The organism is Alcanivorax sp. MD8A, assembly GCF_002888555.1.
Taxonomy (GTDB): domain Bacteria; phylum Pseudomonadota; class Gammaproteobacteria; order Pseudomonadales; family Alcanivoracaceae; genus Alcanivorax.
In genome coordinates this window covers 41,478-67,715 of record NZ_AQOQ01000020.1, presented here as the reverse complement: position 1 = coordinate 67,715, position 26,238 = coordinate 41,478, and the positions used below count along the sequence as shown (strand labels likewise).

General features: G+C 57.5%; 23 protein-coding genes and 1 pseudogene. 16 read left to right on the top strand and 8 right to left on the bottom strand.

Annotated elements, in window-relative coordinates:
- Positions 1-798: pseudogene (locus A15D_RS17260) on the top strand (hypothetical protein); the annotation flags it as partial.
- A gap of 405 nt (positions 799-1,203) precedes the next feature.
- Here the strand turns inward: A15D_RS17260 and A15D_RS11590 are convergent.
- Together A15D_RS11590 and cobB are read right to left on the bottom strand one after the other, a co-directional pair.
- Entirely contained in the window at positions 1,204-2,277 is a 1,074-nt protein-coding gene (locus tag A15D_RS11590; RefSeq protein WP_022984196.1) for a 3-deoxy-7-phosphoheptulonate synthase, read from the bottom strand.
- A gap of 219 nt (positions 2,278-2,496) precedes the next feature.
- Complete coding sequence (gene cobB / locus A15D_RS11585; protein ID WP_102792065.1) at positions 2,497-3,201, bottom strand: Sir2 family NAD+-dependent deacetylase; 705 nt, start codon at positions 3,199-3,201, stop codon at positions 2,497-2,499.
- A 28-nt stretch (positions 3,202-3,229) separates the two neighbouring features.
- Between cobB and A15D_RS11580 the strand changes: the two genes are divergently transcribed.
- The 5 genes from A15D_RS11580 (at position 3,230) to A15D_RS11560 (ending at position 6,919) form a co-directional block, all read left to right on the top strand.
- Positions 3,230-3,604, top strand: coding sequence for a hypothetical protein (locus A15D_RS11580; protein WP_102792064.1), 375 nt, complete (start codon positions 3,230-3,232; stop codon positions 3,602-3,604).
- 91 nt (positions 3,605-3,695) lie between these two features.
- The gene (locus A15D_RS11575; RefSeq protein ID WP_102792063.1) at positions 3,696-5,228 is read left to right on the top strand and encodes a bifunctional GNAT family N-acetyltransferase/carbon-nitrogen hydrolase family protein; all 1,533 of its coding nucleotides are present in this window, start codon (positions 3,696-3,698) and stop codon (positions 5,226-5,228) included.
- A 70-nt stretch (positions 5,229-5,298) separates the two neighbouring features.
- The gene (locus A15D_RS11570; RefSeq protein ID WP_158245806.1) at positions 5,299-5,781 is read left to right on the top strand and encodes a DUF695 domain-containing protein; all 483 of its coding nucleotides are present in this window, start codon (positions 5,299-5,301) and stop codon (positions 5,779-5,781) included.
- A gap of 126 nt (positions 5,782-5,907) precedes the next feature.
- Positions 5,908-6,321, top strand: a complete 414-nt coding sequence (locus A15D_RS11565; protein WP_102792061.1) for a hypothetical protein — start codon at positions 5,908-5,910, stop codon at positions 6,319-6,321.
- Positions 6,308-6,919: a trans-aconitate 2-methyltransferase gene (locus tag A15D_RS11560; RefSeq protein ID WP_102792060.1), complete on the top strand. Its 612-nt coding sequence runs from the start codon at positions 6,308-6,310 to the stop codon at positions 6,917-6,919. Before A15D_RS11565 ends, A15D_RS11560 begins: the two co-directional genes overlap by 14 nt.
- Positions 6,920-6,932: 13 nt before the next feature.
- On the opposite strand, the gene A15D_RS11555 is transcribed toward A15D_RS11560, so the two are convergent.
- Positions 6,933-7,166, bottom strand: coding sequence for a hypothetical protein (locus A15D_RS11555; protein ID WP_102792059.1), 234 nt, complete (start codon positions 7,164-7,166; stop codon positions 6,933-6,935).
- A 63-nt stretch (positions 7,167-7,229) separates the two neighbouring features.
- On the opposite strand from A15D_RS11555, the gene A15D_RS17255 reads away from it, so the two are divergent.
- The 9 genes from A15D_RS17255 (at position 7,230) to A15D_RS11515 (ending at position 18,405) form a co-directional block, all read left to right on the top strand.
- Positions 7,230-7,382 carry a hypothetical protein gene (locus tag A15D_RS17255; protein ID WP_158245805.1) on the top strand — a complete coding sequence of 51 codons (153 nt, stop codon included), beginning with the start codon at positions 7,230-7,232 and terminating at the stop codon, positions 7,380-7,382.
- A 93-nt stretch (positions 7,383-7,475) separates the two neighbouring features.
- Positions 7,476-9,011 (top strand): DUF1254 domain-containing protein, encoded by a 1,536-nt coding sequence (locus A15D_RS11550; protein ID WP_199175888.1) that lies wholly within the window; start codon positions 7,476-7,478, stop codon positions 9,009-9,011.
- Positions 9,011-9,241, top strand: a complete 231-nt coding sequence (locus A15D_RS11545) for a hypothetical protein (RefSeq protein WP_102792058.1) — start codon at positions 9,011-9,013, stop codon at positions 9,239-9,241. Before A15D_RS11550 ends, A15D_RS11545 begins: the two co-directional genes overlap by 1 nt.
- 133 nt (positions 9,242-9,374) lie before the next feature.
- Positions 9,375-9,824: a GFA family protein gene (locus A15D_RS11540; RefSeq protein WP_102792057.1), complete on the top strand. Its 450-nt coding sequence runs from the start codon at positions 9,375-9,377 to the stop codon at positions 9,822-9,824.
- Positions 9,825-9,845: 21 nt separating this feature from the next.
- On the top strand, positions 9,846-10,235 hold the full coding sequence (locus A15D_RS11535) for a DUF4345 family protein (RefSeq protein ID WP_102792056.1): 390 nt from the start codon (positions 9,846-9,848) through the stop codon (positions 10,233-10,235).
- A gap of 316 nt (positions 10,236-10,551) precedes the next feature.
- Positions 10,552-11,331, top strand: a complete 780-nt coding sequence (locus A15D_RS11530; RefSeq protein ID WP_102792055.1) for an SDR family oxidoreductase — start codon at positions 10,552-10,554, stop codon at positions 11,329-11,331.
- A gap of 375 nt (positions 11,332-11,706) precedes the next feature.
- Positions 11,707-15,327 carry a hypothetical protein gene (locus tag A15D_RS11525; RefSeq protein ID WP_102792054.1) on the top strand — a complete coding sequence of 1,207 codons (3,621 nt, stop codon included), beginning with the start codon at positions 11,707-11,709 and terminating at the stop codon, positions 15,325-15,327.
- Between the two features lie 233 nt (positions 15,328-15,560).
- Complete coding sequence (locus tag A15D_RS11520; protein WP_102792053.1) at positions 15,561-16,898, top strand: FAD-dependent oxidoreductase; 1,338 nt, start codon at positions 15,561-15,563, stop codon at positions 16,896-16,898.
- A gap of 91 nt (positions 16,899-16,989) precedes the next feature.
- On the top strand, positions 16,990-18,405 hold the full coding sequence (locus A15D_RS11515) for a hypothetical protein (RefSeq protein ID WP_146026873.1): 1,416 nt from the start codon (positions 16,990-16,992) through the stop codon (positions 18,403-18,405).
- 57 nt (positions 18,406-18,462) lie between these two features.
- Here A15D_RS11515 and A15D_RS17315 read toward each other — a convergent pair whose 3' ends face one another.
- The 3 genes from A15D_RS17315 to A15D_RS11505 are packed head-to-tail and all read right to left on the bottom strand — an operon-like array spanning position 18,463 to position 21,921.
- Complete coding sequence (locus A15D_RS17315; protein ID WP_199175886.1) at positions 18,463-18,624, bottom strand: hypothetical protein; 162 nt, start codon at positions 18,622-18,624, stop codon at positions 18,463-18,465.
- Positions 18,621-19,730: a PepSY domain-containing protein gene (locus A15D_RS11510; protein WP_102792051.1), complete on the bottom strand. Its 1,110-nt coding sequence runs from the start codon at positions 19,728-19,730 to the stop codon at positions 18,621-18,623. Before A15D_RS11510 ends, A15D_RS17315 begins: the two co-directional genes overlap by 4 nt.
- Positions 19,731-19,773: 43 nt before the next feature.
- On the bottom strand, positions 19,774-21,921 hold the full coding sequence (locus A15D_RS11505) for a TonB-dependent siderophore receptor (RefSeq protein ID WP_102792050.1): 2,148 nt from the start codon (positions 21,919-21,921) through the stop codon (positions 19,774-19,776).
- 157 nt (positions 21,922-22,078) lie between these two features.
- Here A15D_RS11505 and A15D_RS11500 point away from each other — a divergent pair, with 157 nt between their 5' ends.
- Positions 22,079-22,789, top strand: a complete 711-nt coding sequence (locus A15D_RS11500; RefSeq protein WP_102792049.1) for a pseudouridine synthase — start codon at positions 22,079-22,081, stop codon at positions 22,787-22,789.
- Here A15D_RS11500 and A15D_RS11495 read toward each other — a convergent pair.
- Entirely contained in the window at positions 22,786-23,670 is an 885-nt protein-coding gene (locus A15D_RS11495; RefSeq protein WP_102792048.1) for an oxygenase MpaB family protein, read from the bottom strand. The genes A15D_RS11500 and A15D_RS11495 overlap by 4 nt on opposite strands.
- Positions 23,671-24,202: 532 nt before the next feature.
- Positions 24,203-25,858 carry an electron transfer flavoprotein-ubiquinone oxidoreductase gene (locus A15D_RS11490; protein ID WP_102792047.1) on the bottom strand — a complete coding sequence of 552 codons (1,656 nt, stop codon included), beginning with the start codon at positions 25,856-25,858 and terminating at the stop codon, positions 24,203-24,205.
- Between the last annotated feature and the right edge of the window lie 380 nt (positions 25,859-26,238).

Below are 26,238 nucleotides of genomic sequence, written 5' to 3'. Positions count from 1 at the left end.
CAGGACCTGATCTCAGGTTCCAACCCGCTTACTGAGCAGTTCTGCCCGGAAGAGTCCGCTGATGGTCAGGTAGACCCGGCAGCCTGTTTCGAAGAAGCCCTGTCCGGTGGTACTCCGGGTGGTGGTGATAACCCGTTGGCACCTGTACTGGCGCAGTTCTGCCCCAATACGGCTGAAGCCGAAGTGGGCCCGACCACACCGGTGGACTGTCTGACTGAAGCGGGCAGCAGCTTCGGCAACATTGAGGACATCATCGGTGGTGCGAACCCGCTTACCGAAGCCCTGTGCCCCAATGAATCTGCAGACGGTTCCGTGGATCCGGCAGCCTGTTTCGAAGAAGCAGTGACCGGTGGCATGCCGGGCGGTGGTGACAACCCGCTGGCCCCTGCGCTGGAGCAATTCTGCCCGGAAACGGCAGCGGGTGATTTGGGACCGACCACCCCGGCGGATTGTCTGGCAGAAGCGGGAGCAGGTCTTGCCGCTCTGGAAGAACTGCTGGGCCCGCTGAGTGAGCCGAATCCGCTGACCGAACAGGTATGCCCGCAGACGTCTGCGACTGGCAGTGTCGATCCGCGTGCCTGCTTTGTGGAGTCACTGGACAACGTTGAACTGCTCAATACGGAAAGCATTGGCCTGCTGCCAGGCTGCCCGTTGCTGAGCGCCTTCAACGAAGAAGGCAATCTGTCCCTGACACTGGGGTTGGGCTGTCTGATCAACCAGGAAGCACCGGAAGAACCGACTCTTGATACCAGTGCCCTGACGGAGCTGTTTGATACCCTGTTTGGCGGTTTCATGTAAACCTGCCTGTCAGGAAACAGCCTCAAAAAACCCGGCGTTTATCGCCGGGTTTTTTTTTGGTTTATCGTGGGTTAGCGGGAAAGGCCCGACTTAATACCCTTACTTGCCGTAGGTGCGTCGGTTATTCGCTTCGCTCATCCTCCGGGCCGCCCTGCGGGCGTTCCTTCGCTACGCTCGGTGGCGGCGCGATCCCAGACCAGGATCAAAAGTATCTTTATCACAGAGGGCACAGTTCGCTGAGGAAGACGGTTTTGCTCCGTGGACCCTGTGTCCTCTGTGGTAAATCCGTCTTTAACGACGTGGGTTATCGCGCCGCCAGCGACGCTCCTACGGAAGGGGGGGCTGTGGACGATTGAACCATAAAAAAGCCGCCAGTAAGGCGGCTTTTCAGTGCTCGGCAGTGGATCAGCCCAAACGTTTGGGTAGCGCCTCGCGCAGCTTGCTGGCCATGTCACGGATGGACTCTTCCGTGGTTTCCCAGCTGATACAGCCATCGGTAATGGACACACCGTATTCCAGGTCATCCAGGTTGGCCGGGATCTTCTGGTTGCCGAATTTCAGGTGGGATTCCACCATCAGGCCAACAATGGACTGGTTGCCTTCGAGAATCTGATTGGCGATGTTTTCCATCACCAGAGGCTGCAGGCCGGGATCCTTGTTGGAGTTGGCGTGGGAGCAGTCCACCATGATGTTGGTGGAGACGCCGGCTTTTTCCAGCGCTTTTTCGGCCAGGGCCACGGATACGGAATCATAGTTCGGCTTGCCGCCGCCACCGCGCAGTACTACATGACCGTACTGGTTGCCCTTGGTGGTGGTCAGTGCCACACGGCCTTCCGGATCAATACCCAGGAAGCGGTGTGGGGACTGCACACTCAGCATGGCGTTGACGGCCACATCCAGGCTGCCATCGGTGCCATTCTTGAAGCCCACCGGGCTGGACAGACCGGACGACATTTCCCGGTGGGTCTGGCTTTCGGTGGTACGGGCGCCAATCGCGTTCCAGGCGATCAGATCCTGAATGTACTGGGGGGTGGTTGGGTCCAGTGCTTCGGTGGCGGCCGGCAGACCCAGCTCGGCCACGTCCAGCAGCAGCTTGCGGGCGATATGCAAACCATCCTGCACCTTGAAGGAATCATTCATGTAGGGGTCGTTGATCAGCCCCTTCCAGCCAGTTGTAGTACGTGGCTTCTCGAAATAGACCCGCAGCACCAGGTAGATGGTGTCTTTCACTTCCTCGGCAAGTGCTTTCAGCTTTTGCGCGTAGTCCATGGCCGCCTTGGTGTCATGGATAGAGCAGGGGCCGATGACCACGAACAGACGGTGGTCCTTGCGGTCGAGGATGTTGCGAATGGTCTCGCGCCCTTCAATCACCGTCTTGCGCGCGTTGTCCGAGAGCGGCAGCTCTTCTTTCAGCGCATTCGGGGTGATCAGGAGTTCCTGTGAGGCGATATTGAGATCGTCTACCTGTTTATCGGTCATGATGGTCTTTGCTACCTGTCGTTGCTGGAGGCCGCGCCCCTGGCTGACTCTCCCTTCTTAGAGGTCCAGCAGTCTAGCGGAAACAGCGGCTTATAGAAATATGAGGCCGCCTCTGCCGGTGATAGAAACCCTCAATATTGGTGTCTGTTGCAGGCCTGCCATCCGCAGGTTCTGTACCTGATCCTGCTTTGTCTGGCGAGCACGTGGGCCACTGCAGGTTCAGGTGGCAAGCAGCTCATCCACGTAGCGGGGCACGAGATCTGTGGCCAGTCCGTGACGGTGCTCGGCAAAGGCGGTCAGTCGCTGTGAGGGCTCCAGGTTGAGCTCAATGGTGTGCGCGCCGTGACGATTGGCCTCTTCCACAAAACCTGCCGCCGGGTAGACGTTGCCGCTGGTGCCGATACTGATGAACAGGTCACACCGGGCCAGCGCCTGGTAGATCGTCTCCATTTGCAGGGGCATTTCCCCGAACCACACCACATGGGGGCGCAGACAGCCGGGTTTCCCACAGAGCGGGCAGGGGAGCGCCGGTGTCAGATCGTGATCAATCTCCAGCAACCCACCGCTGGTCTGACAGCGCCCTTTGAGCAGTTCCCCATGCATGTGGATCAGGTTGCGACTGCCTGCCCGTTCATGCAGGTTGTCGATGTTCTGGGTGATCAGCAGAACCTGTCCCGGCCAGGCCGTTTCGAGCCGTGCCAGGGCCTGATGCGCGGCATTGGGCTTGATGGCAGCGCTGAGCAATTGCTCGCGGCGGGTGTTATAGAACTGTTGCACCATCAGCGGGTTGCGAAAGAAGGCTTCGGGTGTGGCCACATCTTCGACCCGGTGGTTTTCCCACAGGCCGTCTGACGCCCGGAACGTCTTGATGCCGGATTCCGCCGAGATTCCCGCGCCGGTAAGTATTACAATGTTTTCAGCCATTTATCTGCCCAATCTGCCAAGGTTGCTTATGGATACCATTATCGATCGCCAGGAAAATCTGACTCTCAACGGCCGTGGCAATGTGACCCTGCTGCACTTCCATCAGGGCATGGTGCTGCTGGTGGGGGAAGATGCTATTGGCCTCTATCGTGACCGGGTCGCCATCGATGACCCCCTCGCCAATGGTGTCATTGGCTACGAAAGCATTCCACCCTCGCTGCAACCGTCCTGGGGGCAAGCCTGCGGGTTTGTGCGTGAGCATGCTTCCGGCTACGTCGCACTGAATGATGGAGGGGTGATTTTTATTCGTCCCGATGGCGTTGGCCTCTATCCCACAGGCCCCGATGCGCTGCACAATCGTGCCATGAGTTGGCTGATCCCGTTCCCGCCGCTGAATGCCTGATAGAGCCCGGCCTCAAAGCGGTAATGTTGTTGATGTTTAATGTGCTGCAGCGCTCGGCATAGAGCGTGCAGCGCATCCACAAGGAGTTGTTATGGCTGAAGAAACGACCCGCCTGCGCCTGCGCACCCTGACCGAAGAGGACTACCCGGCGCTGGCACGACTGATGGACCAGGTCTATCACGACATTGGCGGGGCCTGGCCGGAAGACACCATTCGCACCCTGATCCGTATTTTTCCGGAAGGGCAGCTGGTGATCGAGGATAATGGGGAGCTGGTGGCAACCGCGCTAACCATCAAGGTGAAATACGACCGCTTCTCCAACCCGCACCGCTATGAAGACCTGATCACCGACGACAAGGTGCGTTCCCATAACCGCAAGGGGGATGCGCTCTATGGTCTGGATGTGTTTGTGGACAAGGAATACCGCGGTTACCGTCTGGGGCGCCGGCTTTACGAGGCGCGCAAGGAGCTGTGTCGGGAAGAGAATCTGCGTGCCATTCTGGCCGGTGGTCGTTTGCCGGGCTTTTCCAAATACGCAGACCAGATGAAGGTCACCGAATACATTGAGCAGGTAGAAGCCCGCGCAATCTATGACCCTATTCTGTCGTTTCAGCTGTCCAATGGCTTCGATGTGAAACGTCTCATGAAGCAATACCTGCCGGAGGATGAAGACTCTCGCGGGTACGCAACGCTGTTGGAATGGGACAACATTCTTTATGAACCGGAAGATGAAGATACCGAGTGGCCCCGTCGCACCGTGGTCCGGGTGGGTGTCGTCCAGCGGCGGATGCGGGCTGCACGGGATGTACAGGACCTGCTTAACCAGGTGGAATTCTTTATCGACGCGTTATCGGATTACCGCGCGGATTTTGCCGTGCTACCGGAATTTTTCAGTGCGCCACTCATGGGCCTGCGTCCGGAGTTGAACTCGGTGGAAGCGGTGCGTTTCCTGGCCAGCTTTACCAATGAGGTGCGTGATGCGCTGGCGGATATGGCCGTGAGTTACAACATCAATATCGTCGGTGGTTCCATGCCGGTGATCGAAGATGAAAAGGTCTATAACGTCGCTTATCTGATGCGCCGTGACGGGTCGGTGGAGTCCCAGTACAAGATTCACATCACGCCCCATGAGCGTCGGGACTGGGTGATCCAGGGCGGCAACAAGGTACAGGTGTTCGATACCGATGCCGGTCGCGTCGGTATTCTGATCTGTTACGACGTGGAGTTTCCGGAGCTGGGCCGTCTGCTGGCCGAAGAAAAGATGGATATCCTGTTCGTCCCGTTCTGGACTGACACCAAGAATGGTTATCTGCGGGTGCGTCATTGTGCCCAGGCTCGCGCCATCGAAAACGAATGTTACGTGGCCATCGCTGGTTCGGTGGGCAACCTGCCCAGGGTGGATGCGGTGGATATCCAGTACGCCCAGTCGTCGGTATTTTCCCCCAGCGATTTCTATTTTCCCCACGATGCCATCATCAGTGAGTCGGTACCCAACACCGAAATGCTGATGTTTGCGGATGTGGATCTGGAAAAACTGAAACTGCTGCACCGGGAAGGGTCGGTCACCAATCTGCGCGATCGCAGGGATGACCTTTATAGTCTGGATTGGAAGAATAAAGGCTAACCCCGACTTCTGCTGGATATCATTATCCTGTAATGCCGAGTTGTTGAAGAAAATAGGGACATGGATAGTCGTGAAAATTATAAAAATGTTTGTGGTGGTGTCTGTGATTTTGGCATTGCTGGCTTGCACCAGAAGCCAAATAGCAACCGATGACCCAAAAGAATCCTGGGCTGTTAGCCGTGGCTCCGTTGATGGCGCTCCCTTGATAGTGAGGAAAAACCGCGGGGCGTTGGCGGTGGCAAAGAGCCGCGAGGCTTATCCTTATCGGGTGATGATTGCGATAGGAATTAATAGAGTTGATGAGAACGGATTCCCTATAGCTGAAGCATCTAATGACTTGCATCAATTTGAAGATAAGGTCGGTGCAGCTCTAAAAAACACTGATTCTGTCATTGCTGTTGTTTTGACTGTCCCGAGAATGCGCCAACTTGTTTTCTACACTGCACAGCCTGATACGGTTGATGGAGTGCTTGAGAAAATGAAACAACAGGAATCAACACTGCATTGGGGGTATGAGGTAGCTCACGATCCTGGGTGGTCGCTTTATCGCTGAGTTTCTTCGGCCAGTGATGCGTTCATGGGCTTCCCGAAGTAGCCTCTCAAGCAGATACAGCACTGATGAATATCTGATGTGGTCATCCGGGTATATGAAACAATAATTTGTTCCCATGGGGAAAAAATGAATAGCAACTTGATCCGAAACGGTTTTATCGCTGCTGCATTGATGAATATTGGTGGTGTACTGTTTTTCTCCCGTGTCTTCACCAATGACGCCATCAACCAGGCTGATCCGGTGGTCATGTCCAACTTTGGGCTATTAATGATCGTAGTGTGGGGGCTGGCGTATTTGGGGGCGGCCTTTATCAAGGCAGATCTTCGTGGGTTGGCGGCGGCCTTTGCCATTGAAAAGCTGGTGTATGTGGTAGCGTGGGGGCTGTGGATGTCGAATCATAGCTTGGGTTTGGTGTATGAACAGGATCTGTTTGCAGGAATCTTCTACAGTATTTACGGATTGAATGATCTTGCATTCATGCTTTTTTTCGCCTGGGTTTTTATGACAGGTAAGCCTGTGGAACGCCATGAACCCCGTTGAGACCGGCAAGAAATACGACACTATTACCCACCTCTGGGAAAGTGACAGGTTCAATCGTGATAATGGTATGGCGGCGCATCGCCGGGCGCTGCAATTTGTCACTCAACAGGGGCGGGCGCTGGATGTGGGCTGCGGTTGCACAGGCCGGTTTATTGATTTGCTGCTTGAAGAAGGTTTTCAACCGGAAGGGCTGGATGTCTCCGGCAAAATGCTGGCCTTGGCCCGCGAGCGTCATCCCCAGGTAACGTTCCATCATCAGGACGTTTGCCACTGGCGTAGCCCGGGCCAATATACCTTCATCACGGCCTGGGACAGTGTGTGGCATGTGCCCCTGAGTGAGCAGGAAAACATGCTGACGCGTCTGGTGGAGAGCCTGACCCCCGGTGGGGTGTTGATCTTTTCCTTTGGTGGAACCGATGCGCCGGGTGATCATCGTGATGATTTCATGGGGCCAGAAATGTATTACGCCTCATTGGGCATCGAGGGGTATCTGGCCGTGCTGGCGCGGCTCGGCTGCGTTTGCCGCCATCTTGAGTATGACCAGTATCCCGAGCTGCACACCTGGCTGGTGGCGCAAAAACGTCAGGAGATGCCCTGACGCTTGAGCGGCTTTATTGTGAGTCTGTGGGCTTGCTGTGGTTTTCTAGACTCTGGATCTGTTCCACAAAGCTTTTGGGTTCTTCCTTTTTTTTCGCGCTCCCTGCAGGCTCTGTGACTTGCGGGCGGTTTGGTGCTGCCTCTGCATTCGGCTGTGTGGCAACGCTTGTCCCGGCCTCTCTTCCAAGTTGCGTCATGACGACAAGGCCCACGCAGAGCAGGGCCAGCACGACAATGGCAATTCGCATCGGTAATTCCTTCTGATGGCTATCCTGTGTGATGAGTGTCCCTGTCCGGGGTATAACCGGTCAATGTCGACAGTTTTCCTGTTACGTCTTTGGCAGTATGTTTTTGCCAATACCTATCATGGGCAATTCGGTCACTATTGCGTTACCGGCAACGTGCACAATGCCTTTGCCAGAGACTTGCTGGCGCAAGACTTCTTTCGGGGGGCTGACTCCTGACCGGAGTAAAGGCATTCGACCGACAGCCTTGATAGGCAGTTTGCGCGGCCATGCTGTCGCGCTCGCTTTTACGCACTGACCAGGACTGATGCAATGAACAAAGGATGGTTGTTTCCCGCTCTGTTAATGATGCTGGTTGCCTGTTCCGATAGTTCGGATCCTCGCGACGATGACCCCGCCCGGTTGCAGCCACAAACGAGCCCGGGCGATACGGCTCAGACAGCAACGGATACGCCGGATACGGAACAAGTGGATACCCGTATCGGCAAAATTGAACTGGAGCTGGGTGTGCTGACGCAGGAGAGTGCCCAGGCGTTGTTCGATACGATGGACTTTCAGCGCGCCAGCCAGGCCTATTTGTGGGCACTGCCTACGGTTGGGTTTGAATACGTGCTACGCGAGCAGCGGGAGCAACTTGGCGCGAAAAACGGTGATGTTGTGATCTACAAGGGCTACCAGGGTGTGAGCCGTTTCCTGACGGCCAATGTCACTACGCCCTATATCATCGGTTTCATGGACCTGGCTGAGTCGGGCCCCATGGTGCTGGAAGTCCCCGCCGGGGCCATTGCCGGGTCTGCCATGGATTTCTGGCAGCGCCCGTTAACCGATTTCGGTGTTACCGGGCCCGACAAGGGGCAGGGCGGACAGTATCTGATGGTCGGGCCGGGTCAGGAGCCGCCAAAGGCATTGCCTGCGGATGTCAGGGTGGTGCGTACGCCCACCTACGGAGTCGGGTTCTTCTACCGGGCGCTGGACACCGATCCGGACAAGGTCGCCGCCATGGAAAAAGCATTACGCACTTACCCCTGGACGGAGCGGGCGAACCCTTCCCCGACACAGCATATCGTCCCAACGCAGCCCCAGACGGCAACCTTGCCCCAGGGGATGGCTTTCTGGGAGCAGCTGGCTGCCGTGATTGATCGCGAGCCAGTGGATGACCGTGACCGCTTCTTTGTCGCCATGTTACGGCCATTGGGCATTGAGCGTGGAAAACCCTTCTCCCCAAATGAGCGCCAGCGGCAGTTGTTGCAACAAGGGGCTCAGGTGGGCGAGCTGATGGCCAAGGCCAACTCCTTTGACAAGCGTTTCAGCGGCGCTCGCTATCGTGACGATGCGCACTGGGACTACCTGATCATGGCGGACCCTGAGCAGGACCTTGAGGACTATAGCCAGCTTGACGAACGGGCGGCGTATTTCTATGAAGCCGTGGCGCTTTCCAAGGGGATGGTGACGAAAACCCCGGGGGTGGGGCAGGCCTATCTGTCTACCTATCGGGATGCGCAAGGGCATGCCTTTGATGGCAGTAAAACCTACCGTTTGCGCGTACCTGCAGATCCGCCCGCAAAGCAGTTCTGGTCGGTGACGGTATACGATACCGGGACGCGCGGCATCATCCAGAACGACAAGAAGATTGCGGATCGCTCGTCCCGGCAGGATCTGGTGACCAATGATGATGGCTCGGTGGATATCTACTTCGCGCCTCAAGCACCGAAAGGGTTTGAAAACAACTGGATCCCTACCGTGCCTGGGCGTTCATGGTTTGTGTATTTCCGGCTCTATGCGCCGCTGGAAGGGTACTTTGAGCAACGCTGGCCGCTGCCAGATATCGAGGCGGTGGACAAACGCTGATGGCACGTTGGCCGGTCATCATGGTGGCGATGCTGGATGCGTTTCTTGGCCTGCTGCTGCTGTTCATCGGTGCCTCGTTGGCGGGCTGGGCGTGTATCGCTGTCGGACTGGTCGTGCTGGCCCTGAATCATGTTGAGTGGACACAGCCGGCGGCCGTCATGGTAGTGATTTTTCAGGGCCTCGGTGTGCTACTGGCGCTGGCTTATCTGACCCTGCGATCCCTGCTGTAGATCGCTTTCAGGTGGCGTGCCCTTTCAACCTCTGGTCTGGCTCCGGGCGATGCCACATCAAGACTGCACAGGGCGCAGTTGAGGGAGTAAAGTGTAGAGCATCGAGGCAGTATCACCACGGATGGAGTGCGACATGCCCAATGTAAACCCGATGTCTGGCCGCTGTCTTTGCGGTGAAGTTTCCCTGACAGCCACCCCAAAATCCCTGCATGTAGGCGCCTGTCACTGTGATATGTGCAGGCAGTGGGGAGGGGGGCCGTTGCTGGCCGTAGAGTGTGAAGAAAGCGTGCAGTGGTTTGGTGAGGAAAAAGTGGCCGTGTTCGGTTCTTCGGACTGGGCCGAGCGAGGATTTTGCCGGGAGTGTGGCACGCACCTTTTTTACCGGCTCCGTGAAGGTGGGCACACCGCGATCCCCGTGGGGCTGTTTCAGGAATGCGAAAACTGGCAACTGACAGAGCAGGTCTTTATTGACCGCAAACCCCCGTTCTATTCCTTTGCTGAACAGACCCGCAATCTCACTGGTGAAGCCTTGTTTGCACTGTTCTCAGCAGACGAACACTCGCCTGATTCTACCGATCACTAATTCAGGGCAGGGAGGCTGCGCATGCAAGCAATACTGGTACGAGTAGTCGCGGTGGTGTTTCTGGCCTACGGGACGGTGTTTCTGTTCTGGCCGGAGACCTTTCTGCTGCGACAGCTGGGGGAGGTGCCCATCATGCCTTCGGCCATGATTGATGTACGGGCCACCTATGGGGGCTTGTCGCTGGGCCTTGCTGGCCTGTTATTCAAACTGGCGGCCCAGCCGACAACGGTGCGCGCGGGGGTATGGGCTGTGATACTGGTGCTTGGCGGCATGGCGGTGGGGCGGTGCTATGGCCTGATCGTGGATGGATCTGCCAATGGCTTTATGTATCTGTATCTGGCCTTGGAAATCCTCGCGGTGGCTGTCAGCTTTGTGGTGCTGGCCTTGCGGCCTTCATTTCATCAGGAATAAAGATGGGCATGTATTTGGCCACTTTCTGATCTTTCCTGTCTTGTCTCCCCTGAGGGGCTGTGAAGCCGGTATTTACCGGGCTTGATCGTTTTTGTCCGTGCGAATTCAGTTTTTTTTGCGGCTTTTTCTCGAGGGGTGGCAGTGTTGCCCAGCGTGATCGTTTCTGAACGGGATCACTTTGGTCGCTTCCATCGATTTTTGGTCACCCGGTGTTTCCCCGTTTGGTTGAATCATCACCTTCTTGTTGGCAATTTGCTGCTGCTCGCAGTGATACCTGCAGCGACATTGACGGCTGGTGTGACAAGGGAAGGTGGAGATGAAGCGTTTTTCTGGCAAGACTGCGTTGATTACCGGGGCCTCTTCCGGCATGGGGAAGGATTACGCCCGGTTGCTGGCCGCTGCAGGGGCGAACCTGGTGCTCACTGCCCGCCGGGAGGACCGTCTGGTATCCCTGCGGGATACGCTATTGGCGGAATTTTCGGTGGATGTGCTGGTGTTGCCCTGTGACCTGATGGACCCGGTGTCACGGCAGGCCATGTTGGATGCGCTGGATGGGCGCGGGGTGAAAGTGGACATCCTCATCAACAATGCCGGTCTTGGGCTGCAGGAGCCGTTTGTGGCGATGCCCTGGGACCATTTGCAGGGCATGATGGACGTAGACATGACCGCCCTGACGCACCTCACTCACCATTTTGCCACCCGAATGCAGGCCCAGGGCGAAGGCTATGTGCTGCTGGTGGCGTCAGTGGCCGGACACATGGCGATTCCGGGCTATGCCGGTTACAGCGCCTGCAAACACTATGTGCGGGCGCTGGGTTATGCCTTGAACGGAGAGTTGCGGCCGGCAGGGGTGCGGGTCACGGTTGTGTCACCCGGCGCCACCGAAACCGAGTTTTTTGAAGTGGCGGGGCACCAGCGGAACCTGCTCGCGAAGCTGCTCACCGGCAAGAGTGAAGCGGTGGCCTGGTCAGCGTTAAACGGCCTGCACCGCGGGCGGCGTGAAGTTGTCCCCGGGCTGATCAACTGGCTCGCGACTCTCTCGGCCCGTCTGCTGCCCTATACCCTGATGCGCCGTATCATGGAGATCATCTTCTGATGCTTTCCCCTTTGTGGTGGCGTTTCAGCACAAGGCCCAGGGGAACACGGAACTTGAGCTGAGTGAGCATGGTTCAGTGTTGCTCTGGCACAGGCGTATCAGTTTCCCAGTCTGCCACCTACTTCACAGCAGGACATTCAACACAGGCTCACGATGAAGGCCGGATTGGTGTTATGCGCGATGCATAACGCCTCAGGTGACATGGACGTCGCCCGATATTCGGCAATGACTGAAACCCGCCTCCCCATAGGTAATTTGAGATGGCCTGCTTTCCCCGGCCTGTCCAGCAGGGAAGGGGGCGTGGTGGTTTCCGCCACCATCGTCAGTCGCACCGTCCATGTCGGCTTTTTGTGGTTAGCAGGGAGGCTACCCGACATGACTATCAACGTACTTGTCGTACTCGACGGCAGCTATCGATTTGAGGAACCCGCCGCAGTCAAGGATTTCACCTATCTGACGCTTGTGAACACGCTGACAGCAGCAGGCATGCAGGTCACCCGGGCACATCGGGATGCCAATGGCGATGGGGATATACCGGACTTCAATTTTGCGACCAGCGTGAATCTGCTGGATTTCGATGTGATCTGGCTGATTGGCCATCACGGTCGAAATGCATTTCCAGGCTCCACAGCCCCGAGTGGTGATCACCCGCTGACGAATGCCGAAATGGGGGCGATCACCGTTTTTATGGATGCCGGTGGCGGGGTGTTTGCCACCGGTGATCATGACAGCATCGGGGCGGATATGTGTGGGCATATTCCACGAGTACGTACCATGCGGGCCTGGTTTGGGGACGGCGATGGAAACTCACCCATGCCCGCGGATTTCCCCCGAAACCATACGGTGGTCGGTATTGATCGTGCCGATACCGTTCAGAAAAACCCACTTGGAAATTATGACCTGAACAATGATGGTTCGGATGATGGACATGTGTATTTTGAAAACCAGTCCGACTCCATTCCACAGCCAATCATGCCGCTGGACTCCCCGGCACACCCGATCCTGCGGCGGGGAGGGCAAGACATTATTGTCTACCCGGACCATATGCATGAGGGGCAAACCCTTGGTGATGGTGATCTGTCCGAGTCCTATTACACCCATTCGTTGCCGGCAGGCGTGGCACCCGGATTTATCGAGTTTCCACTGGCAGAGGGTGAACGCGAAACGCCAAGAGTGATCGCCACAGGGCAGGGGCTGGAGCAAACGCAGAAATATGGCGCCACCAATACTGATGTAGATACGGCGGTGTCCGGGCCAAAAACCGTCAACACGCTTTGTGTCTATGATGGCAGAAAGGTTGGAGTGGGAAGGGTAGTGACCGGTTCCACCTTTCATCATTACATCGACATCAACCTCACTGGTGACGGTGATATTGTCACGCCTGAACAGATGGACCGCACCGGCCCCGATGCGGCCAAGGGGGAGGGATTCGGCTATCCGGGTGCGGAAGATACCTTCGCGGATATCAAGGCCGTCTTTGTCAATATCACCCAATGGCTGGCGCGCCCTCGACCCCGTGTGCGCCTGATTCTGGAACGCAGTACATTCAGTCAGGATGAAGTGTCTGGAGCCGGGATTTTTGAAGGGGCGATCCTGGTCACTGTGGATGCGCTCAAGCCTGACCAGTTTCCCGCCGGCCCGATTGATTCACTGATGCCATCGCAATCCGAACTGGAAGATTGGGCGCCGACAGTAACGGTGAGCGGCGCCAGTGGTATCGAAATCGAGCCCACTGGAATCGATTCCGACGCGCCGGGATTGCCGGATCAGATACAGCGCTTTACGTTTACCTATCGGGTGCGCTTTGTGGACGAGTCGGCTTTCGGATTTCCCGACGATTTCATGAACTTTCCGGTGCTGGCGTCGTTGTCGTCACCGGCGGTGGCTGATCCGCTTACCGATTCGGCCTGGCTGCAACTGGTGAAGGCTGCCAATCCGTTCATGCTGGATCTGGCCGCGGATGGCGCCAAGACCTGGCTCAGTTCGGATGTGCGGGTATTCACCGTCGTGGCGGGGACGTCGAAGTTTGGTGTCAGCCTTCCCGACAATGCCAGCAAGGCGCAGGCCTACACCTTCATTCGTGAGGTGATGGACAGCATTTCTGTGGCGCAGTTCGAGAGCCTGAGCATTGCACAGTCCGAGTCCGCATTGAGCCCATTCGCACTCACCACCGAATCCGGAAAGAAGATCTACAACTTTGCCATTGCGCGGGTACGGCTGAGTGAGGACTCGGCCTCGGCCAGCCAGGTACGAGTATTTTTCCGCATCTTTACTTCGCAGACGACAGCGGCACTCACTTACCAACACCCGCAAGGCGGCGAACCCCAGGAAGGCTACAAGCGCACCACAGGGTCGGACCCCATTGCCATTCCCGGGGTGACCGCCAGTGGCAATGAATGGCTTTCTTTCCCGTTCTTCTCGCAACAACGTACCGCCGATCCCGAAAACCAGACGGATGCTGATAACGTCAGGAATATAAGTTCTGGTGACAGCGAAGTATCGACTTTCTTTGGCGCGCTGATTGATAACAATCTCAGCGACCCCTATGTGCCGCAAACGCCCCTGTCCGGTGGACCGAACCAACCCCTCCAGGATTTACTGATGGGCGAGCACCAGTGTCTGGTGGCACAGATTGAGTTCGCAGGAACGCCGATTCCCAATGGTTCCAGGCCTTCCACTTCGGACAAACTGTCGCAGCGAAATCTGGCCATGAGTGCGGTGGCGAACCCGGGCCTGGAGGCCTCACGGCAGGCTTTCCATACCTTTGAGATCGAGGCAGCCCCGGGGCCAATTACCGATACTTTGTGGCCGGACGAGTTGTTGCTGGAGTGGTTGGGCAGTGTCCCCGAGGGGACCTGGACAAGCCTGCACATTCCGGACTGGCAGGCGCAAGAGGTGGTGGCGTTGGCTGATCGCTTTTATCCCCGTCACGATATTCGTGTGGAAGGGGCGCATACCATCACGGTACCGGGTGGGGGAACACGATATATACCGGTGCCACGCAGCCCGTATCGGCGTACCGGGGTGGTCATTGTGGAGTTCCCTCTGGGCATCAAGAAAGGCCAGCGATTCGATCTGGCCGTTCGGCAAGTTACTAACCGGCAGCGGCGGGTGCCTGTTCCTCCTGCCCGCACGGAATTTATTGATCGCAAGACGGCAGAGAAACTGGTGGCCAGTTTGGAAAAACCCCGGGCCAAGGCTTCCGCCCGAACCCGCAGCCGTAAAAAGTCCACCATGCAGGGCAGCTATGATCTGGGTGACAACCGCACCCTGATTACGGAGCTGTCGGCGCTGGATATGGCCGGCGATGGTGCGGTGATTATTACCCATCCTGATCCGAAAGCGGTTGAGCAGGCCAGACGTCAGTCCGGACTCTGGCGGGAAACCATTGGCAGTTTTCAGCTGGGCGTACCGGTGTCGGTCAAGGAGGAAATGCTGGTCCACCATCTCCGTTTGCTGTCGGTGTTTCGTTGGCGCCTGGCAAGACTGCGTCGTAGCAGCCGTTGGTCTGCCACCTTGCGTTATTACGTGGAATTAATGATCAAAAAGGTTCAGGGGCTGGGCGGAGACCCGTTCGCTATTCCTGTGACCCCGGACGGGCAGATTGGCGATGCAGGCAAGCCGCATCCGGGTGGAAACGCCGGACACCAGCCCGGTGACGGTGGCGCTCACGGCGCAGAGGACCCCTTCCTGGAGCCGGGCGAGGATGACTGGCTTGGAGAGACCGGTGGTGTCGCCGATCCTGATAAAAGCCGCGCCTTGCGTATTTCCGGCAAGGTCAGTGGGCTTCTGTACGATCACTTCGGCGATGCAGAAGGGTTTACCCTGGAGACGTACGGTGGCGCGCATGTGCGATTCTTCAGTCGCGAAGCCGCAGTGATGCGGATTGCCCACAAGGCATGGCGTAAACGGTTCGTGGTTACCGTGATGACGCTGTCCGGAACCCGTCGTCAAGTGAGACGCTTGCTGGTGCGAGGCTACCCTGACGATCATTGAGGTCATCCGGCAGGCGCACGCTCTTTGCTCCCCGTCGTTAGCGGCGGGGGGCAACATCCACAGTAGAGACAGCCACAGCGGGACAAGACAATTGTTGAGGGTGGAATGTGCTTGATGTCATTTGGGGCCATTCCCTGCGGGGTGTTCATCTTCCTCTTTTTTGTGTGTCCCCGCCTGCAATCTGCCTTGCTACTCTCCCTGTTCCATCAGGGATGAGCTTGTGAGGGGTTGCGATGAAATGCATTGTTGTGGGTGGCGGTCTGTCCGGTTTGGCATCGGCAGTGTGGTTATCCGAAGCTGGACATGAGGTCACTCTGCTGGAGCGTCGTGGCGCACTGGGTGGTCGCACCATCGCTATCCCGCAAAAGGAAATCAACGACGTCCCCGACAATGGGCAGCATGTGTTTGCCAGTGGTTACGAGAATCTGTTCCGCTATCTGGACAGCGTTGGAACCCGCCACCACGTTGAATTTCCCGGTCACATGACGGCCCGTATGCCAGGGGGGAAAACCCGCCGAACTGCATTTTGGGGCCTGGATGGGCTGCGGGCCATGGCCGGCGACCTGCCTGGCGTAAAGGGGCTCGACAAACTGCGTACTGCCCGTGCCCAGGCACGGCTTTTTCGAGAAGCGCTGAAGCAACCTGCCGATCTTGATCAAATTACCGCTGAGCAATGGTTCGATCGGGTGGGGCTGCCGCTGTCCGCACGCCGCGCAATGTGGGACGGTATTGTGATCGGTTTGACCGGCGACAAGCCCGATATCTCATCGGCGAAAGTGCCAGCGGATTTGTTGGTGACCGGGATTCGCAAGGGAGTGAAGATGCGCACCCCGGTCTCTATCGGTTACCCGACGGTCGATCTGGATACCCTGTTCGTGCGCAGCGCCGAATCCTTCTTCCGACTGAATAATGTGTCGGTGCGTACCCGCTCCCCGGTGAAGAGCGTTGATATCGTGGCGGGTGTGGTGAAAGGCGTCACCCTGCGTGATGGAGAAATGCTGGAGGCGGATGCGGTGATCTGTGCGGTGCCGGTGTGGCAGGTGAAGGATTTGCTGGAACAAATGCCAGAGTACGAAAAAATTGAGCGTGCCGTGGAGGCGCTGACCCCGGTGCCCATTGTCAGCGTCAATCTGTACCTGGATCGGGATATCGGCATGGAAGACTGGGGCGAAATTCTTTACGACGGAGAGGGGATTCTCGAACAGGTGTGGGACCGTCAGCGTATGCATGGGCGTAAGCCTGCCGACAACTGGTTCTTCTCGACGACGGTGTCGGCCTCCTACGAGCTGATCAAGAAGTCCAACGACGAGATCATCGCTATCCAGATGGATATGTTGCGTCGTTATTATCCGAAGGCCAGAGATGCCCAGGTGATTCACAGTCATATTGTGCGCATGCCCAATTCCACCTTTGCCCAACGCCCGGGAACGGCAGGGGTTCGCCCGGATCAGAAAACGTCGGTGGCGGGGCTGGCCATTGCCGGTGACTGGACCAACACGGAATGGACGACCACGATGGAAGGGGCATGCCAGAGTGCCGCCCGGGCCGTGGACGCACTCCTGATGGGGTGACAGCCGCCCCCATTCCGGCCACCATGGCAAAAAGCAATGGGAATGCGGTGGTATGCCAAGGGTTACGGGGTTGTTTTTCGGGTGGCTGTTGATGTCGCTTATGGTGCTGGGGGGGTGTTCCAGCCTGCCAGCCAATGAGTTGGATCAGGTGCGTGCGCAGGTCGACTGGAAAACCGGGGACGCACTCAGTCGGTTTGTACAGGAAGTCCCCGCGCTGGATCAGGAAATCGAGGAGGCCGCGGGCTATCTGGTCGGCACCACCGATGTACTCTTGCTCGGTCCACTGGGCGGCAGTAACGCAGTTGCGGTATTGCATGATAACCGCGACCAGTCGCGCCTGTATCTTGATGTCCATTCTCTTCGGATGGGCTTTGGTCTTGGCGCTAAAGGTGGGCGCTTTCTGGCCGTCATTCATGACCCTGAATTGATTGATCAGCTGCATCATGGCAAGTGGCTGGTCGAGCCCAATGCGTCGTCTAATGTGGGCGGTGAAAGTGGCATGTTGCGCTACCGCAATGATGACGTGGCCCTGTATGTGTCCAGCGACTCGGGTGTGTCTGCCGGGGCCGGGATGAAAGTCAGCCAGGTGAAGGTGAATCACCGTCTCAGTAACACTGCATTGTCCCGTTATAACTTCCCCAGCCGTAATTCAGCCCATCGCCCTGATGGGGATGCGCCGCGCTACTGGGCCCACACGCTGCCCTTTCTTGGCAAGCGGGCGGTCGAGCGTGGATTCAATCTGCCAATGCCTTGGGGCATTGGTGTCGTTCGTGCCGATGTGCGTCAGGAGATGCGTATTGACCACCTGGAGGTGGGATTCAATGGGAATGGCACACGTCCCTATGACTTTGTCTTCTTTGGCGCGGACAGTGATCTGATTACCGAACAGTTGAAGATCGATGCCTGGGTGCTGCCGTTTCTGAATCTGTACGGTACGGTTGGGCAGGTAAACGGCGACCTGGATCTGGACATCGCCATTGATGGCAATGCCATGCTTGGCCAGATCGGAAAGGATTGCACAGGCGTGATTCGGCCAGCGGTCTGTTACCTGTTCGAGAACAAGCAAGTACGCTTCCCGGTGACGGCGGATCTCAGTCCGAAGAACTATGGTGTGGGCGGCGTGGTGGCGTCAGGCTGGCGCGACTGGTTCCTGCTGGTGCCGTTCAATGTAACCTGGACGGATTCCGACAAGGCGGTGCTTGATGGCAGAGCCTTGACCATCAGCCCGAGAGTGGGGCGCGGGTTTGCGCTGAATCGGGCAGGGCGGATGACCGTGTTTGCCGGTGGTAACTATCTGGATGTCCGTACCGTGATCACCGGTAGTTTGGCAATTCCGGGAACGGATCAGGTACTGGATTACAAAGTAGACCAGAACAATGCTGACCGCTGGAATCTGGTGGCAGGTGCTAACTGGGATGTGACGCCCCGCTTATCGGTCATGCTGGAGTACGACGGGTTTATCGGCAGCCGTGATGCCTTCATCTCTGCGGTGACCGTACGTTTTTGACTCGCATCGTCTGCCTGCGTACAGGTGAGCCGCGGGCATCATGCGAGCATAACGTCTTCAGTCACGTTTGGCGTAGGCATACAGGGCGGCAATGACCGGAACCCCAAGGCCTAACCAGGAGACCCAGTCATACACCCCGTCACCCAGCAAGGCGGACAGCAGCCCCACCGTGCTGGTGATGGCGATCAGTAATGGCAGGGCAAAGATACGCTTCATCATGCGCCTCCCGGTGCAGCATTGCCGCGGCGCACCCACCAGAGATACAGGCCGCTTACCAGTACCACAATGGTGAACAGGTCCAGTACAAACCAGATGATTTTCAGCGGCAGCCCGCCGTAATCCCCAAAATGTAACGGGCCGGACAAGGACAGTGCCTTGTTGTACCAGGGCATTTCCCGCATGTCGGCAAACTCACCGGTGCGGGCGTCCACCAGCACTGGAGTGATGATGTGTGAGGTCAGCGGCGTGTTGCCATGAAGGAAGATGGCATAGTGAAAGTCGGTGGACCAGGAGCCCCCGGGGAACGCTACGAACTGCAGGGTCATGTCCGGGGCTGCGGCAACGGCCTGCTCAACGGCGGCGTCCAGGGAGGCCATCTCCGCAGGTGTGGGAACGCTCGCATCCTGATAACCGGCGGTGAGATCGGCCAGTGCCTGGCTGCGCCAGGTGGCGGTGATGGGATCGGCCAGGGTGTTGATCACTCCGGTCAGTCCGACCACGGTGAGCCAGGCCACGCTGACGATACCCAGCAGGTTGTGGTAATCCAGCCACTTGATGCGGCGGGACCGCTGCGTTCGCAGGGTGCCGAAATCCAGCTTTCGCATGAATGGCGCATAGAGCACCACACCGGAAACGATGGCGATGATCATCAGCACGCCCATGGCGCCAAGGAACAGCATGCCGGGCAAGCCGAGGAACATGTCCGTATGCAGCTGTAGCAGGAAGTGCATGATGTCGAACCCCTCGTGGTAGGGCACCAGCTCGCCGCTGGTGCGATCGAAGGAGCTCATCAGCATGTCGCTGCCGGGAGAGTCCGGTGCCGGTCCGGTGGTCACATTGATCACCGGGCGGTCCACATCAAAGCTCATGTAAAGCGGAACGTCACCGGGCCGGTTGGCCGCAGCGTGATCGAGGATCTGGTCCAGACTCAACCACTCACCACCGGGATTGGCCGGTTGCCAGGTGTCGCTGTGCAGAACGCTGTCCAGTTCATCATGAAAGATCAGTGGCAACCCGGTAATGCACAGCATCAACAGGAACAGGGTACTGATCAGACTGGTCCAGGTGTGCCACCAGGACCAGCGACGGAGTGTGCTGGCTTTCATATAGGCTGGCTGGTCCCGGCGCTGCCGGGACGTATCCGTTGTTTCAGAATTCGTAGGTGCCGGAGAGCATAACAGTACGCGGCGCACCGACGGTCAGATAACTGGAGCCCGGGAAGCCACCCGCAGAGGCCCAGTAATCGGTATCCGCCACGTTCTCGACCCGGGCGCGCAGGGTGAGCATTTTCGTTTCACCGATGGGAACCAGGTAACGGGCACCCAGATCAAGGCGGGTCCAGTCGGGAATCTTGGCGGTGTTGGCGGCATCGACGTACTGGGAGCTGGTATAGATGATGCGTCCATCCAGGGACAGGCCTTCCGTGCCGGGGACGGCCCAGTCCACGTTCAGATTGGCCTGGGTGTCCGGGGAGCCAATGGCTTTTTCACCGTCGACATCGGTATCGAGCAGGCTGACACCGCCCAGCACCGTCAGGCTGTCAAGCGGCTTGCCGTAGGCCATCAGTTCCAGGCCTCTGTTGGTCTGGTCGTCGACGATTTCAAACTTGTTGTTGCTGTCGAAACCGGTGATGGGCTTCTCGCTCTGGAACAAAGAGACACTGCCGCCGAGGTTACCAGCGTCAAACTTCATGCCGATCTCGGCTTGTTCGGTTTTAAAGGGGGCAATGGTTTCACCCGCATTGGCCACGGGCCCATTGTTGTCAGCGGGGGCATTGCCTCCAGCCACAAGACCTTCAATGTAATTGCTGTACAGGGACACGGACTCGGTCAATCGGTAGAGCAGGCCAACGGATGGGGTGACCGCATTATCTTCGTACTTGTTGCTGCGATTGCCGGTGTTGTAATCGTAGCTGGTGTCTTCGATTTCCTGATAGCGGCCACCAAGCGTTACCAGCAGGCTGTCGTTGAGCATGCTCAGCTGATCGGCAAAGGCGACACTGCGTAATTCGGTACGAATGGTGGTGCCGGGATCATCCATGTTGCCCCCAGCGAAGGGTGCAGGTGGAATGGCCATTTCGGTGGGGCCATAAATGTTACCGGTGACACCTGAGCCGAAGAGATAGGCGTTCTTGGATTCCAGCTCGTAGCTCGCGGTGGAGAGACTCAGACTGTGAGTAACCGGGCCTGTGGTGAGCTGGCTCCAGCGAACCCCGGCTTCGCCGGTGATGACTGTGTCTTCGCGGACGTTGTCAAAGCGGTTGGCGGTGTAGTCTCCTGCAGTGTTGATCACTGTGGGGTTGGCAAAGATGGCGTCTTCCTTGCCTTCACGGCCACCCAGTGCAACCCAGGTCGTAACGTTGTCAGCAAAGTCATACTCAGCCCGGACCGTCCCGAAAAGGTCTTCGGAATTGGAGTAGGTCCAGGGTTGTGCGACGGTTTTATCGGCATCCGGTGTTTTCTGGATGGGTACGCCGGACGCGAAAGTGATGCTGGGCATGGAGGCATCCATGCTGAATTTCTGGAAGCCCAGGTCAGCGGAAATACGCAGGTTCTCTTCACGGAAGTCCACGCCAATGTGGGACATGGAGATCTTCTGGTTCTCACCATCCACCGCGGTGTCGCCATCACGACGGGCGGCGTTCAACCGGATGCCGGCACGACCATCTTCACTGCGGCGGGCCAGGTCAACGGCGCCATAGGCTTGCCCGCCAGACTGTACCCCCAGCGTAAACTGATTGACGTCATAGTTCGGAGCACGCTTGGGCAATACATTGACGGCGCCACCCAGGCCACTGCCGCCAGGGGCGGCGCCATTGAGAAAGGCATTGGCGCCACGGAACACCTGAACGCGCTGGATAAACTCGGATGCGAGGTACTGACGGGGCAGCAGGCCATACAGGCCGTTGTAACTCATGTCATCGGAGTAGACCGGCAGGCCACGTACCAGATAGAGCTGCTGAAAGTTACCGAAACCGCGGGCGACCCTGACGGCCGGGTCATTCATGAGAATGTCCGCCACGCTTTCGGCTTGCTGGTCTTCAATCAACAGTTCGGTGTAGTTGGTGAAGCTGTAGGGGGTTGCCATGCTGTCCTGTTTCCCCAGAATGCCCAGGGAGCCTCCCTCGGCCACCTGGCCGCCTGCGAAGGCTTCGCTGAGCCCTTCCTTCGACGCATCCGCGCTGCTTTGTACCTCAACGGTTTCGAGGACATGGGCATTGTCTGTGTCGGCAAGAGACGCCGCGCTGGACATGCAGGCAACAGCGAGGGCGGTGAGTCGGAACGGGGCATGGGACATGGACAGATTCCTGAGGGTGACAGCAAAAGTTGTAAGAATTGTGAGCGCAATGAGAACGGTTATGGTTCCTTTTTAACAATAGGCATTTTGAACCGGCTTCATAGCCCCTGGCTATGCCGATTATCGGCCGTTGCGGAACTTGAATTACACTAGAGCCATGCCAACCCGATACTTCCGACTCGATCGATTTCTCAGTCAACAGCTACAGGTGAGTCGCAGTGCCTTGCGTCCGTTGTTGGCGGCGGGGCGTGTGCGCGTGAACGGGGCTGTGGCGCGGGACCGTCAGCGTCGTATTGGTCCCTTCGACCGGGTGGAATGTGATGGCCAGCTTCTCGGCGACGGAACCCGTCGCTATCTGATGCTGAACAAACCTGCGGGGGTGGTCAGTGCGACAACCGATGCGACACATCCTACGGTGCTGGATCTGTTGCCGGAAGCGGCGAGAGAGGGCTTGCATCTGGCAGGACGGTTGGACTTTAACAGCACAGGCCTGGTACTGCTCACCAATGATGGCGAATGGTCACGGCGTTTGAGCTTGCCTGACTCCGCGGTCTGGAAGCGCTACCGGGTGACAGTAGAGCGTCCATTGCGGCCTGAGGATGTGGCCGCGTTTTCGGCCGGTATGCATTTTGAATTTGAAGGGCTGGTTACGCGGCCTGCGCGACTGGAGATCCTGGCGGAACAGGAGGCACGGGTCTTTTTGCAAGAGGGTCGCTATCACCAGATACGTCGCATGTTCGCTCAAACGGGCAATCGGGTGATGACACTTCACCGCGAGGCGGTGGGATCGGTGGTACTGGATGAAACGTTAGCGCCCGGCGAATGCCGGGCGCTAACGTCAAACGAAGTCGAACAGATTGACGCTTAGATCATTGGCTTGCCGCTGGCCATACGCTTGCGGAAATCACGCAGTGGCAGCAGGTAAGCGGCCTGGCGAACCGGGCGCGGCAGGAACTTCATGGTCTTGCCGAAGAAACGCACGGTCTTGTCGAACTTGCGTTGCTTGTCGGCATTCCATTCCAGGTTCATCGCTTCGCGGATTTCCGGCGGCAGGAAACCGCTGGTGACGAAACGGTTGAATTTGCCAAACAGTTTCTGGGTGATTGGGCTCAGGAACTTGAGGTCCACGATAATCATCAGGAATTCGTGAACCCGCTCATCGATGTGAAGGTTGTCCAGGCCGTTTTGCCAATACTCTTCAAACGCATCCAGGTCTTTCGGCCACATTTCCTGGCGCACCTGCAGGGTGGTACCCAGCGGATGAGCAAGTTGATAAAACTCTTCCTGCTCGGCGCGGGTCAGCGGGCGGTGAACCTTTTGATAGGTGTCCACAAAGCCCCAATACAGGCACGCAGCAACCCACAGCTGAAGCTCGGGATCGAAGGCGTTGTATTTCACCGGAGACTCGTCGGTGGAATGCACATATTTATGCGCGCCGTTAACGGCCTTGCGGTAAGCCAGTTTCTCTTCATCGGTGCCCATCATGGCCACGGCCAGATAGGTAAAGGTGGTGCGGGTCCGCTTCAAAGGGTTGTGCAGAACAGAACCACTGGTCACACGGCTCTCGGCCACGCCATGGCCCACCGCGGGCAGGGACAGCTGCATGATGATATTGGCACCTGCTGACAGGAAAACGGTGCTGTCCAGGATACCCGGGTACTTGGCATCCAGTTGTTTGGCGGTCAGGGGTTCCGGCCAGTGATGTTCAAGCCGGGTTTTCTTGTCGATAGCAGTGGCTTGTGCGTTCATAGTCAGATTCCTCGAAGGCTGGCAAAGGGCCAGTCATACGCTCGTTTCATTTATGCTAGCGAGCACAGCGCCACTCCACAATGAGACAAAAGAAATCATATGTATCCACCCGGCGTTTTTGCCAGTAAAACTTGACCAAATGTCACAAAAATTGCGTAATTGGCGGACAAGATGCTGTGAACTTGCCGGTTCTGTCGAAACTAGACAGTCAGCAAATATTTGTTTTCTGGCGGGCTGGAAAGCAGGGCCTTCTGGCACCGGGAGGGTGGCCTGACGGGGGTATCGGCAAGTGTGTCGGGCTGGCATGAAAAGAGGGGCTGTCCTTTCGCGTCAGACGCCCGGCTTCAGACGTTTGACCTGCCTGTACTCCGACTAATCTGGAGAACCTTTTTTGATGAGGGATCGCGCCGCGAGCGACGCTCCTACGGAGAGGCGAGAGGGGCGATTGGGCTTTTCCCTCCAATCCGCGATGAACCATAAAAAAGGCGCTCCGAAGAGCGCCTTTTCCGTGACACGGTAACCGTGGGCTGAATTACATGTTCGGGTAATTCGGGCCGCCGGTACCTTCCGGAGCGACCCAGTTGATGTTCTGGGTCGGATCCTTGATGTCACAGGTCTTGCAGTGTACGCAGTTCTGGGCGTTGATCTGGAAACGCTTGTCGCCAGTGTTCTCGTCCTCGACCACTTCGTACACGCCTGCCGGGCAGTAACGCTGCGCCGGCTCGTCCCACTTGGGCAGGTTGACCTGCAGGGGAACGCTCGGGTCTTTCAGCGTCAGGTGGCACGGCTGATCTTCTTCGTGGTTGGTGTTGGACAGGAAAACACTGTCCAGCTTGGCGAAGGTGATCTTGCCGTCCGGCTTCGGATAGTCGATCTTCTTGCTCTGATCGGCTGGCTTCAGGGTGGCATGATCCGGGGTGGTGTCATGCATGGTGATCGGCAGCTTGCCGTTGAACAGGTTGATGTCCACGAACGCAAAAGCGGAGCCGATGAAGTTGCCGAACTTGTGCTGTGCCGGGCCGAAGTTACGCTGCGCGTGCAGCTCTTCGTACACCCAGCTGCCTTCGAAGGCTGCCTTGTACTCGGTCAACTCGTCGCTGCCACGGCCACCTTTCAGGGCTTCTGCCAGGATCTCGGCGGCAATCATGCCGGATTTCATGGCCGTATGGGTGCCCTTGATCTTGGCGAAGTTCAGGGTGCCGGCGTTACAGCCCACCAGCAGACCACCAGGGAAGGTCATCTTCGGCAGAGACTGCAGGCCACCTTTGGCAATGGCGCGGGCACCGTAGGAAACGCGCTTGCCGCCTTCCAGATGCTTTTTGATTTCCGGGTTGGTCTTCCAGCGCTGCATCTCGTCAAACGGAGAGACGTGCGGGTTGGAGTAGGCCAGATCGGTGATCAGACCCAGGGCCACCTGGTTGTTTTCGATGTGGTACAGGAATGCACCACCCGGAGAGCCGGACTCGCTGAGCGGCCAGCCTGCGGTGTGCACTACCAGGCCTTCCTGGTGTTTGGCCGGGTCGATGTCCCACAGTTCCTTGATGCCGATACCGTAGTGCTGCGGGTCGGTGCCTTCACGCAGGTTGTATTTTTCCTGCAGCTCTTTGCCCAGCTGGCCGCGGCAGCCTTCAGAGAAGATGGTGTATTTGGCGTGCAGCTCCATACCGGGCATGTAGCTGTCTTTCTTTTCGCCATCGTGGCCGATACCGAAATCGCCAGTGGCGATGCCTTTAACGGAACCGTCTTCGTTGTAGAGGATTTCGTTGGCAGCAAAGCCCGGGAAGATCTCGATGCCAAGACCTTCGGCCTGCTCACCCAGCCAGCGGCACAGGTTACCCAGGGAAATAATGTAGTTCCCTTCGTTGTGCATGGTTTTCGGAACGAACAGGTTCGGGACTTTCTGGGCCTTTTCGGCGCCAGTCAGGTAGTAGATCTCGTCACCGGTAACTTTGGTGTTCACCGGGGCGCCCATCTCTTCCCAGTTGGGGAACAGTTCATTCAGGGCGCGCGGCTCGAGTACCGCACCGGAGAGAATATGGGCGCCGACTTCGGAACCTTTCTCTACCACGACTACACTGATTTCCTGACCGGTTTCCTGGGCGATCTGGCCCAGACGGCAGGCAGTTGCCAGACCGGAAGGACCGGCGCCGACGATGACTACGTCGACTTCCATAGATTCGCGTTCCACAGCCTGTCTCCTCGCTATCGGATTGCGTTTCGGCCCGGAAGCCACTGAGAAAGGCTTTCTGGGAACGGTTATCGAAAACCTTTGTCACAGAAAATCTTTCTCAGTAGCTGCCTGCGGCCAGCCTTGGGGTGGCGCGGAGTATATAGAGATAGGGGAATCCGCACCACTGCCTGGGTTGACTCTGCCGCCTTCGAAGTGTGTCAGGGCTTGTATATAAAGGCAGGCGCTTTGCCTGCCGGCGGAGTCAGTTTCAAACAGGTGTTTGGATTATCTCTTGCTAGATGCTTGATTTTCAACAAGATGAGCGACTGCAAAGTCACAAAAAGTGGACACTTTGTGTGGTCTATTTGCAGCAAAATCATCTGCTTACAGATTTTCGG

Excerpts from the sequence above, each read along its gene's own strand:
- A15D_RS11590 (WP_022984196.1), bottom strand. The coding sequence starts at position 2,277 with ATGACCGATAAACAGGTAGACGATCTCAATATCGCCTCACAGGAACTC.
- cobB (WP_102792065.1), bottom strand. The coding sequence starts at position 3,201 with ATGGCTGAAAACATTGTAATACTTACCGGCGCGGGAATCTCGGCGGAA.
- A15D_RS11580 (WP_102792064.1), top strand. The coding sequence starts at position 3,230 with ATGGATACCATTATCGATCGCCAGGAAAATCTGACTCTCAACGGCCGT.
- A15D_RS11575 (WP_102792063.1), top strand. The coding sequence starts at position 3,696 with ATGGCTGAAGAAACGACCCGCCTGCGCCTGCGCACCCTGACCGAAGAG.
- A15D_RS11565 (WP_102792061.1), top strand. The coding sequence starts at position 5,908 with ATGAATAGCAACTTGATCCGAAACGGTTTTATCGCTGCTGCATTGATG.
- A15D_RS11560 (WP_102792060.1), top strand. The coding sequence starts at position 6,308 with ATGAACCCCGTTGAGACCGGCAAGAAATACGACACTATTACCCACCTC.
- A15D_RS11555 (WP_102792059.1), bottom strand. The coding sequence starts at position 7,166 with ATGCGAATTGCCATTGTCGTGCTGGCCCTGCTCTGCGTGGGCCTTGTC.
- A15D_RS17255 (WP_158245805.1), top strand. The coding sequence starts at position 7,230 with ATGTCGACAGTTTTCCTGTTACGTCTTTGGCAGTATGTTTTTGCCAAT.
- A15D_RS11550 (WP_199175888.1), top strand. The coding sequence starts at position 7,476 with ATGAACAAAGGATGGTTGTTTCCCGCTCTGTTAATGATGCTGGTTGCC.
- A15D_RS11545 (WP_102792058.1), top strand. The coding sequence starts at position 9,011 with ATGGCACGTTGGCCGGTCATCATGGTGGCGATGCTGGATGCGTTTCTT.
- A15D_RS11540 (WP_102792057.1), top strand. The coding sequence starts at position 9,375 with ATGCCCAATGTAAACCCGATGTCTGGCCGCTGTCTTTGCGGTGAAGTT.
- A15D_RS11535 (WP_102792056.1), top strand. The coding sequence starts at position 9,846 with ATGCAAGCAATACTGGTACGAGTAGTCGCGGTGGTGTTTCTGGCCTAC.
- A15D_RS11530 (WP_102792055.1), top strand. The coding sequence starts at position 10,552 with ATGAAGCGTTTTTCTGGCAAGACTGCGTTGATTACCGGGGCCTCTTCC.
- A15D_RS11525 (WP_102792054.1), top strand. The coding sequence starts at position 11,707 with ATGACTATCAACGTACTTGTCGTACTCGACGGCAGCTATCGATTTGAG.
- A15D_RS11520 (WP_102792053.1), top strand. The coding sequence starts at position 15,561 with ATGAAATGCATTGTTGTGGGTGGCGGTCTGTCCGGTTTGGCATCGGCA.
- A15D_RS11515 (WP_146026873.1), top strand. The coding sequence starts at position 16,990 with ATGTCGCTTATGGTGCTGGGGGGGTGTTCCAGCCTGCCAGCCAATGAG.
- A15D_RS17315 (WP_199175886.1), bottom strand. The coding sequence starts at position 18,624 with ATGATGAAGCGTATCTTTGCCCTGCCATTACTGATCGCCATCACCAGC.
- A15D_RS11510 (WP_102792051.1), bottom strand. The coding sequence starts at position 19,730 with ATGAAAGCCAGCACACTCCGTCGCTGGTCCTGGTGGCACACCTGGACC.
- A15D_RS11505 (WP_102792050.1), bottom strand. The coding sequence starts at position 21,921 with ATGTCCCATGCCCCGTTCCGACTCACCGCCCTCGCTGTTGCCTGCATG.
- A15D_RS11500 (WP_102792049.1), top strand. The coding sequence starts at position 22,079 with ATGCCAACCCGATACTTCCGACTCGATCGATTTCTCAGTCAACAGCTA.
- A15D_RS11495 (WP_102792048.1), bottom strand. The coding sequence starts at position 23,670 with ATGAACGCACAAGCCACTGCTATCGACAAGAAAACCCGGCTTGAACAT.